We start from the raw sequence: 7,257 nt of genomic DNA, 5'->3' as shown, positions 1-7,257 counted from the left end.
CCGCCAAGGTCGATCCCATCTGGCTGGGCATTGATTTCCACTTTGCCGATCCGCAACAGATCAATGCTCTCCTTCCACGCTTCCGGCGTTTGCGCTTCGATCAACCACGCCTCTGAAGCCAAATCACGGAGTGCGGCAGCCTCGGCGTTCAGTGCGATCACATCGACGTGGGTGGCAATCGCGCCCAACGCAGTAGGATCAAGGGTACGATCCAGAAACACCTCTTTGTGCGAACGCCGGTTCATCACATGCCGAAACAACGGATCGGGCTGTGCAGCACCAGGTACGAACCGGCACACCGCAACAGGGCCATCGTCACCATTGGGGAACAGCGTCTGGTCAATTGCGTATCCCTCTTCGGCGGCGGCCATGCGCATCAGATCCAGAAAGCAGCCCATGCCGATGGTCAGTTGGCGCGCGTGGGGATCGGTAACTGGCAGGTTGCGTGCCGGGTCGCGCCAGATGTGCACCATATCGTCCCCGATTAATTCTGCCTCCCAAGGTTGGCGATTATGCGGATTGGGTGCGAGCAAGGCATAGGACAGCGCCCGCAAACGAGGATCAGGATACTGGCCCGCAATGTCCCAAGGAGCGAGAGCGGTGCCAGGTGTGCGGGTGGCGGCGAAAAGGCCAAGACCAGATGCTGCTGCAACCACAGCGCCGCCTCCAATCAATCCGAGTGTTTTGCGACGAGAATAAGCCATCAGAATCTCCATTTGTTCGATATCGTATCATTTAGTACGAAATCGAACCATTCAACCTCTCATTCTCAAAACTCCCGACAAAAATGCCGCGTTGCGCGATTCTGATGAGACTGGTAAAGAAAACTAACCAATATGACGGAAAGGCCGACTCATGCCCGTGATCACCGAAATCGAAGACCTCCGCCGCATCTACAAACGCAGGGTGCCAAAGATGTTTTTCGACTACACGGAATCCGGCAGCTGGACAGAACAGACCTTTCGCGAAAATTCATCAGATTTCGACAAGATCTACCTGCGCCAGCGCGTGGCGATCGACATGGAGGGCCGCAAAACCGCCAGCCAGATGATCGGTCAAGATGTGTTGATGCCTGTTGCGCTTGCCCCGGTCGGCCTGACGGGGATGCAGCATTTCGATGGTGAGATCAAAGCAGCCAAGGCAGCCGAGAAATTCGGGGTGCCCTACAGCCTGAGCACCATGTCGATCTGTTCGATCGAAGACGTGGCCGAGAACACATCCAAGCCATTCTGGATGCAAGTCTACACGCTCAAGGACGACGACTTCATGCAGCGCCTGTTCGACCGGGCCAAAGATGCCAAGTGTTCCGCAGCAATTATTACGGTCGATCTGCAACTGCTTGGTCAACGCCATAAAGATCTCAAAAACGGATTGAGCGCCCCACCCAAGCTGACGCCTGCATCGGTCGCAAACATGATGACCAAAGTGCAATGGGGTTTGGGCATGCTCCAGACCAAGCGGCGGTTCTTTGGCAATATCGTGGGCCATGCGAAAGGTGTCAAAGACCCATCGTCGCTGTCGTCCTGGACCGCACAAGCGTTCGACCAGTCGCTGAACTGGGATCGTATCAGGCAGTTTCGCAAGATGTGGGACGGGCCGCTGATCATCAAGGGCATCATTGATCCCCGCGATGCTTTGGAAGCGCTGAACGTGGGCGCGGATGCGATCATTGTGTCGAACCATGGCGGCCGCCAATTGGACGGCGCGCTGTCTTCAATCCGCGCGCTTGAAGCAATTATGGATGCGGTGGGTGACAAGATCGAAGTACACCTCGATAGTGGAATTCGATCCGGCCAAGACGTGCTTAAGGCCATCGCCATGGGGGCCAAGGGCACCTATATCGGTAGGGCGTATGTGTATGGATTGGGTGCCAAGGGGCAACAGGGCGTGACAGACGCGCTGAACGTGATCCACAAGGAACTCGAAGTGTCGATGGGCCTGTGCGGCCGCACGGATGTGAACGCGTTGGACCGCGACATCCTCATGATCCCGAAAGGGTTTTCCGGCGATTGGGCGGAATAGGTAAAGCTATTCAATTCATGAATCGGCAAGCCTTTTGGCATGCTTCGCCTTGATCCCTGGGCTGGGCCCGAGGATCTTTGTGGGATGTGATCCTTGGGTCTTTGCCCAAGGTTCAGATACGATGTCTAAAAAAGCGGCGCCGCCCTTTGGGCCTGACACATCTCTTGTTTTGCGGGTTGCCCCGTGACCTGTGCCCATTTGGGCCTGCGTGAAACCGGTTTCTCATGGTCGGCCTTTTCAGGCGTCAGAGAGTGTATCAGTTCAACTGTCGCGGCATGGGAGTGACCCTTCCCGCTCAAAGCGCTTTGTGGGTAAGGGTATGTGCCTGCGTGGGTTAACGATCGGAAAAGAGGACGTGCGTTGCGAAAACCTTGCGACTGGTCGCAGCAGAGTTGTCGACGGCTCTGACCCGAGTTTCCGAAATTTCAGGCCCGCTTTAGCCAGCGCGCAGATTGGCAAAGCGCGACAGGACCGGCAACAGCAACAGCGTGACGCTGAACAATAACACCCCGATTACAAAAAACGACGTCGACAGTCCGAACCCTTCGGACAGAAACCCCATCAGAGGCGGGCCAATGAAGAACCCAGCATAGCCTACAACTGAGATCCGCGAGATCGCGTGGCTGCGATAGCGGTTCGGCACCATACGCCCGATCCACGCATAGGCCATTGGTGCCATGACCGACACGCCCAGTCCGAGGATGGAAAATCCCAAATAGGCCACAGCCAGTGTGGGAGCCATAGCAGCGATGCAGCCTCCGATCCCGGCAGTCATCGACGCCCAACGGATCACCATTTTTTCGGATACTCGGTTGGCGACGATCTGACCGGCCAAACGGCCCACGGCCATCGTGATTCCCAGCAATGCCGGACCCAAGGCGCCTTGTGCAGCCCCTGCGCCCAGGTTGCGTTCAAGGTAGAGTGCAGACCAGCCTTCGGTTGCTTGTTCAGACATAAACGCGATGAGGATGATCATGCCGCCCGGCAACAGCAACGTCCAAGGCAGCGGCGCGACCACAACATCGTCGGCTTCGTGTTCGGCATCCGCGATGGGTGCGGCAAGGGCCTGAAGCATCAACAGGCCCATCAGAACCGCCGAACCAGTAAGAATGGCACCAGGGCCATAACCGGCCTCTCGGGCGAAACCTGTGGACAGCGCGCAAATCGCATAGGCCACCGAAAAAACTGCATGATTCAGGTTCATCAGGCTGCGCCCCACCTGTGCCTCAAGCGCACTGACCCGCGCATTCATCGCAACGTCGAGCGTACCCGACGCCATGGTCACGCAGAGCATGGCGAGCGTAAAGGTCACGCCGGTTGTGGTTTGCCCCGGCAACAGAGTGGCAACCGCCAGCATCGCAGTCAGCACGCCCAGCGCCCGCAGGCCCAGCGCGCGTTCGGCCAAAGGCGCCAGCCACATCGCCATCACAGCGCCGATCGAAGTGATCAGCAACGCCACGCCAAACTGGCCGTCTGACAGCCCGACCTGCGGCTTGATCACTGGCACGAGGGCTGCGAAACTGCCCCAGAACACGCCCACGGCAGCAAAGCCTGCGGCGGCTCCACGACTGATGTAAAGATCACGCAAAAGGTTCATGCTGGTGCCAGTGCCACGGGGCGGCGCATCGGTCCAGCCCACAAAGGTCGGTTTTTGGATGAAAACTGCCACCTTGTGTCTTGTCTTGAGGAAGAATCCAGTCTATCGCGCACGCTTCACGCGGGGTGACAGCCTTGGAGGCACCCTGCCCTTACAATTTGGAGAAATATCATGGCTGGTGAGATTCCTGATCTCGTAGCTCTGGAACGGACGGGGACAGGCAAGGGCGCCGCTCGTCAGGCACGCCGCGACGGCATGGTTCCGGGCATTGTTTTTGGTGGTGACAACGACCCGTTGCCGATCAACCTTCCGTTCAACGTTCTGTTGGCACGCCTGCGCAAGGGCCGTTTCAAAGCGACGCTGTTCAACCTCAAGGTTGAAGGACACGAAGACGTTCGGGTGATCTGCCGCGACATCCAGCGTGATGTAGTCAAGGACCTGCCAACCCACGTGGACCTGATGCGCCTGCGCCGGACATCGAAGATCAACCTGTTTATCCCGGTTGAATTCATCAACGAAGCTGACGCGCCCGGCCTGAAAAAGGGTGGCGTTATGAACGCGGTCCGCCCTGAGGTTGAACTGGTCGTGACGGCGGGTGACATTCCCGAAAAACTGACTGTGGACCTGACAGGTCTGGACATCGGCGACACGGTCACCATCTCGGCGATCACGTTGCCGCAAGGCACCAAGCCGACCATCGACCGTGACTTCGTGATCGCGAACATCTCCGCACCGTCGGGCCTGCGCGCCGCTGACGACGCAGATGAAACCGATGCTGGCGACGTTCCGGCAACTGAGCAGTCCGAAGACTGATCTTGCCTGACCGTATGGTTAGAACGGCCTCGCCCTTTGGGCGGGGCCGTTTTCGTTTAGGCCACGCTGATTGCCTAATAAGCGGTGTGTCAAAGCCCGGTTAGCACAGTTTTTTGAAATGCCGATCAGGGTATTTGCGCCGCCCCGTTGCGCGTTGTTCAAACAGGTCGCCAGATTTAAATGGGTGCCCTATACTAATGGGTGCCCTATACTGCGGATCATTCATGTACCGATAGTCGGGGTTTGCCCGTGTTCAGATTTGCTACACTCACTTTCACCTTGGTTTTAACTGCGTTTGTCAGTGTCCAACCTGCAATCGCCGAAACCCGCGTGGCCATTATCGACACGGCCTACGACACACGCCCCTATCTGGACCGCCTGAAAGAGCGTGGTGTGACGGTGATCGGACGTTATTATGCGCGGTGTGATCAGCCGGAATACGGACTGACGCAAAAGCGGTTGATCAATCAGGGACGGCCCAGCGACCCCAATAGCGAGATTGCGCAGATGTTCGCCAAGGGCTTTGCTGTGCTTTCGGTTTACCAATATTACAGCAACACGCCGAACAAGTTTCGTGGTCAGAATCGGGATGGCAAAGCCCTGCCCGACGCCAATTGCAACTGGACCTGAGCCAGCCGCAGTGTGGAGCAAGAGGCCGAGCTTGATGTGCAGGCAGCGATCTCTCAGGCACAAGAGCTGGGCCAGCCGCGCGGCAGTGCGATCTATTTCGGAGTCGATTTCAACTTTACAGATGGCGATGTCGAAACCATCGACCTGATGACGCGCTATTTCCGAGTGGTCAAAGCACGCATGGACTCTGCTGGCTACAAAACGGGCGCCTATGGCAGCGGCCATGCGCACCAAATCCTGCGCAATGCAGGGCTCATCGAGTATTCATGGATCTCGGCCTCGCGCGCCTTCTCGCGCACCAGTGAATTCCATCGCTCTGGCGACTGGCACCTTTTCCAGAACCAGGTTGACCGGGAATGGTTCGGCAGCACCGGATCGGGGTGTCGCCATGGGTTGCCGCTCGATACCAATGTGCAGAACATGTTTCAGGACGCCGATGTTGGCCTGTGGCGTGCCGGGCAAAGCCATATTGTGGATGAAGGACGGACCTTTGACATCTTTGCCACGCGGCGGTTTGCCTGCGACGGTGACGCAGTGGTGCGCCGCGATAAAACCTCCTCTGCGTCAGACGTGTTGAGCAAAACGCAATGCAAAGGCGGGAAAGCCATACGGGTGCCCCCCAAGATCGATTTTGCCAATGCCGCGCGTGTGGGCGAGGCGACGGACAACCTGATCCAGGTCGATGTGGATGACGACGGCGAATTCGATGGCTGGACATGGCATGGTAACCTGACAGCGCATTTCGGCTACAAACCTGACTGGATCTTTGCGACCGCAAAACGCAACGCGCAATCCTGTGAATGATGGGACATTAAGTGTCAGAGTGTCATGCCCCTGACACGCTGATCAGAGACACCGTCTGAATGTCACCGACCCTGCCACAGTTGGTTTCGGCCTTCCTGCGTATCGGCGTGCTCTCCTTTGGCGGACCAGCCGCGCAGATTGCATTGATGCACCGGATGTTGGTGGATGAGCGCGATTGGCTGACAGAAAAACAGTTCCTGAATGCGCTGAGCTTTTGCATGTTGCTGCCCGGACCCGAGGCGATGCAGCTGGCGACTTATGCTGGTTGGCGGTTGCACGGCATTCTGGGCGGGCTCATCGCGGGGCTTCTCTTCGTGTTGCCCGGGGCGGCGGTGATCTTTGTACTGGCGCTACTTTATGTGACTTATGGCAACCTGCCGTTGGTGAGCACGCTGTTTCTGGGGGTACAGGCGGTGGCCGTGGTGATCGTGGTCGAGGCACTTATCAAGGTCTCAAAACGCGCGTTGGATGGGACAGCGCATTGGGTGCTGGCCGGTGTGGCCTTTGTTGCGATCTTCTTCTTTGCTGTGCCGTTTCCGATCATCGTTCTGCTCGCCGGGCTATACGGCGCTGTCATGGCACATGCGTTGGACACGGAAACGGTGACGCCCGTATCGGTATCCGCGACCCGTAGCCTGACCATCATAGGTTTGGGACTGGCAATCTGGGGCCTGCCAGTGCTGGTGGTGGATGCACTCTTCGGTGGCACCATCCTGACCGAGATCGCTCTCTTCTTCTCCAAGCTTGCCGTGGTGACCTTTGGCGGCGCATACGCGGTGCTGGCCTACATGGCGCAGGACGTGGTGGGTCAATACGGATGGCTGACCCCGACCGAGATGATGGACGGATTGGGATTGGCCGAAACAACGCCCGGCCCGTTGATCCTTGTGACGCAATTCGTCGGCACTTTGGCCGCATTTCGTGAAGGCGGTTACGGGTTAGCGGTGGCCGGCGGGATGATGACCCTATGGGTGACGTTCGTTCCCTGCTTTCTGTGGATCTTTATTGGTGCGCCATACATCGATTGGATCTCTGCTCAGCCACGCCTGAACGGCGCACTTCGTGCGATCACGGCAGCGGTTGTGGGGGTCATCCTGAACCTGTCGCTTTGGTTTGCCTTGCATGTGGTGTTCGGCACGGTGGCAGAAACACAAGTCGGCATCATGCGGCTTTGGGTGCCGGAGTTGGCCACACTGAACTGGGCCGCCTTGGTGTTGATCGCATTGTCGGCCAGCCTGTTGTTACGTGCACATCTGCCGATTGGCTGGGTGTTGGGCATCTCAGCAATTTCATCGCTGGTCTTGGCGCAGATTTGACCAGCGGGCTTTTGCCCTTGGCAACAGTTTCGCCTAGAGAGGGACAAGCGCGTCACACGATGGAGCACCACCAGC

The 7,257-nt window shown here is 57.8% G+C and carries 6 protein-coding genes and 1 pseudogene; 5 read left to right on the top strand and 2 right to left on the bottom strand.

The genetic code is table 11. The features are described from left to right. Window positions 1-704 (bottom strand): annotated as a pseudogene (locus tag ACTG4M_RS05780) (Acg family FMN-binding oxidoreductase); the annotation flags it as partial. 151 nt (window positions 705-855) lie between these two features. On the opposite strand from ACTG4M_RS05780, the gene ACTG4M_RS05775 reads away from it, so the two are divergent. Beyond that, a complete protein-coding gene (locus ACTG4M_RS05775; protein ID WP_439122690.1) occupies window positions 856-2,022 on the top strand; it encodes an alpha-hydroxy acid oxidase in 1,167 nt (388 codons plus the stop codon). A gap of 436 nt (window positions 2,023-2,458) precedes the next feature. Here the strand turns inward: ACTG4M_RS05775 and ACTG4M_RS05770 are convergent, their stop codons facing one another. Further along, window positions 2,459-3,691, bottom strand: coding sequence for an MFS transporter (locus tag ACTG4M_RS05770; protein WP_439122689.1), 1,233 nt, complete (start codon window positions 3,689-3,691; stop codon window positions 2,459-2,461). 99 nt (window positions 3,692-3,790) lie between these two features. Here ACTG4M_RS05770 and ACTG4M_RS05765 point away from each other — a divergent pair, with 99 nt between their 5' ends. The 4 genes from ACTG4M_RS05765 to chrA all read left to right on the top strand — a co-directional run bounded on the left by ACTG4M_RS05765 (window position 3,791) and on the right by chrA (window position 7,182). Beyond that, window positions 3,791-4,432: a 50S ribosomal protein L25/general stress protein Ctc gene (locus ACTG4M_RS05765; protein WP_439122688.1), complete on the top strand. Its 642-nt coding sequence runs from the start codon at window positions 3,791-3,793 to the stop codon at window positions 4,430-4,432. Between the two features lie 249 nt (window positions 4,433-4,681). Further along, window positions 4,682-5,062, top strand: a complete 381-nt coding sequence (locus ACTG4M_RS05760; protein ID WP_439122687.1) for a hypothetical protein — start codon at window positions 4,682-4,684, stop codon at window positions 5,060-5,062. A gap of 12 nt (window positions 5,063-5,074) precedes the next feature. Continuing rightward, window positions 5,075-5,866 carry a glycoside hydrolase domain-containing protein gene (locus ACTG4M_RS05755; RefSeq protein ID WP_439122686.1) on the top strand — a complete coding sequence of 264 codons (792 nt, stop codon included), beginning with the start codon at window positions 5,075-5,077 and terminating at the stop codon, window positions 5,864-5,866. A gap of 59 nt (window positions 5,867-5,925) precedes the next feature. Beyond that, window positions 5,926-7,182, top strand: a complete 1,257-nt coding sequence (gene chrA / locus ACTG4M_RS05750; protein ID WP_439122685.1) for a chromate efflux transporter — start codon at window positions 5,926-5,928, stop codon at window positions 7,180-7,182. The last annotated feature ends 75 nt before the right edge of the window (window positions 7,183-7,257 follow it).

The organism is Marivita sp. (genome assembly GCF_965656765.1).
Classification (GTDB): domain Bacteria; phylum Pseudomonadota; class Alphaproteobacteria; order Rhodobacterales; family Rhodobacteraceae; genus Marivita.
Note: the sequence above shows the minus strand (reverse complement) of the source record. Positions and strands in the feature narration are given on the sequence as shown.

What these genes read in the sequence shown, in the direction of transcription:
- chrA (WP_439122685.1), top strand. Translation starts at nt 5,926, where the DNA reads ATGTCACCGACCCTGCCACAGTTGGTTTCGGCCTTCCTGCGTATCGGC.
- ACTG4M_RS05775 (WP_439122690.1), top strand. Translation starts at nt 856, where the DNA reads ATGCCCGTGATCACCGAAATCGAAGACCTCCGCCGCATCTACAAACGC.
- ACTG4M_RS05765 (WP_439122688.1), top strand. Translation starts at nt 3,791, where the DNA reads ATGGCTGGTGAGATTCCTGATCTCGTAGCTCTGGAACGGACGGGGACA.